The sequence below is a fragment of the Spirosoma koreense genome (genome assembly GCF_054777875.1).
This window is the reverse complement of the sequence record NZ_BAAHAC010000006.1, coordinates 1-2,207: the sequence shown is the minus strand read 5'-3', so window position 1 is coordinate 2,207 and position 2,207 is coordinate 1. Positions and strand designations below refer to the sequence as shown.

Genomic DNA, 2,207 nt, shown 5'->3' with positions numbered 1-2,207 from the left:
TAGATGTCGTGGGTCTGGTTGTCGTTGGACCAGGGGGTGTTGGCCTGCCAGCTCAGGGTGATCTGTCGGTTGGCGGGGCTGGCCGACAGCCGCACCGAGCTGGCCGCATCCGTTACGTCCAGCCGTGCCAATTGCCCGTTTGCATCCGTATAATAAAACTCAATCCGATACCGATAGGCGTTTGCTTCGGTGTTCAGTCGAGTGGTAGTCGTACCCCGGTCCACGTAGATGGTATCGACTACACCTGCCTGGAGGGTAGTATTGATCGTAGCGATCTGGGTGAAGTCGGTACCCGCTAAACCGGTTGCGCGCTGCAATCGGTACTGGTAAGGTCCGCCCAGGTCGGCGGGGTTGAGGCCGATGGGCCGGGTCCAGCGGACGGTGATGCGGCCGTTGGTGGAGCTGGTGGAGTCGACCGTAACCTGAGTCATGACCGGAGCCAGCAGCGGCAGTTCCAGGCAGGCCTGCTCTGAAGTAATGCTTTCGCCACCGTTGAAACCTCCATTAGGATCAGGATAGACGGCCACTACCCGGTATGAGTAACTCACTCCCCGCCGTAGGCTGCTGGTATCAGTATAGGTCGTAGCGGTACCTGGTACTTCGGCAATTTTGGTATAGCCTGCCGGTGCGCCGGTCGTACAGGCCGAAATAGAGATAGGTGCACAACCCTCCTTTCGGTAGATACTGATAGTTGTCCCTGCGGCTCCGCACGTGTACGCGCTCCAGGACAACTGAACCGCTCGACCCGAAGCCGCAGCGGTAGCCCGGGCCGTCAGATTCTTGATCGATGGCCCCACTAACCGAACCCGAAACGTTTGAAAAGAAGTTAGCGAAGGGGTTGGTTTGGGCGGTACATCGGTGACCTTGAAGGTGACATCATAGGGAGCCTCCCGCAACTGGTTGCAGTTGGTCTGCCACCGGAACGTCGCCGTCGCCGGCTGGGCCTGAGTCACCCCACCGTTCACCAACTGCGCATACGCCGGCTGGATCAACTCCCCCGGTGCCAGGGCCGTGCCGTCAGGACCCACGTTGAACACACCCCCGTAACCACTGATGATCACCCGGTTGCCATCGGGGTCGGTGGCCGTCACAGGCTGGTTGATCAGGGTGCCCGCTTCCACGCACAGGTCAGGAATGGGGTTGATCAAGGGCCGCTTGTTGGGACTGTCAGTGACGAAAATTTGCATGTCTCGGGTGATCTCCCCGATGAGCACCCCGTTGCGCCATTCCTCGACGATGAAGGCGAAGTTGTACTGACCTTCCCGGCCGGGGGCATCCCAGCAGAGCTCACCGGTGATGGGGTTGATTGAGAAGGTAGGCGCCCCGCCTGCTTCGCTGGCGGTGCTGAAGCGGGTAGGGTCCTGATAAGCCGGTATATTGAAGCCGGTGCAGCCGCTCTGAGTGGCACTGGTCTTGGGCACACTGAGCCGGAAGGCCAGGCTGTCGCCGTCGGCGTCGAAGGCGGCCGGATTGTGGCAGAACTTCTGACCCACGCGCCCCGAGTCCAGGGGTGGGTTGAGCATCACCGGCGTGGAGTTCAGCCCTAAGTTGGGGCTGATCAGGATTGTCGTCGAGACAAAAAAGGGAAGTAATTCAGATTGATTGGGAGGTGGTAGATTTAGGGTGTTGTTATTTCGGTTCGTAACCGTAACGCCAATGGTATACGTCCCTGGACCCGCATACGTGTGGATAACTCTATAGATGTTTATAGACGAAGTGCCCCCGTTGACAAAGCGTTTGGGTAATCGCGTAACCGGCTGCGATATGCCATCGCCGAAGCAGATGATATACTGATCGGCCGGAGGACCAGCCGCTGCTCGTCCGTTTACTTCATCGTAGTAAGCGGTAAAGGTTACTTCATAAGTGAGCGATGTCTGAGAGATTCGTCTGGTGGTGATTTCCCCGGCCCGTACGTGGGTAGCCTGGCTCAGGCTGGGCCACAGCACGGCCCCCAAAAAAAGGCACCATAGCCCAATGGTAGAGAATAAGCGCATAGTTGTCACTTCATTTTCTCTACAACGATTTTCGGGCAGGAAAGCGTATTTGTAAAGCAAACAGGCAGTCAGTTTATTCTGACTGCCTGTTGAGATGAATTCAGCGTTTATCTAACGGAAACGTTTTCTCGCAGGATCTGCACCCAGCCCTTCAACAACTGAGGGGGCGCTCCCCGATCCAGCAGCGAGTAGCTCACACTGGCCTGGTAGTAG

At 57.6% G+C, this 2,207-nt stretch carries 1 protein-coding gene; it reads right to left on the bottom strand.

Annotation, left to right across the window (positions count from 1 at the left end):
* Positions 1–1,994, bottom strand: a 1,994-nt coding sequence (locus tag ACYVC2_RS10575; protein ID WP_461102347.1) for a gliding motility-associated C-terminal domain-containing protein, incomplete at its 3' end; no start/stop codon positions are given.
* Positions 1,995–2,207 lie beyond the last annotated feature (213 nt).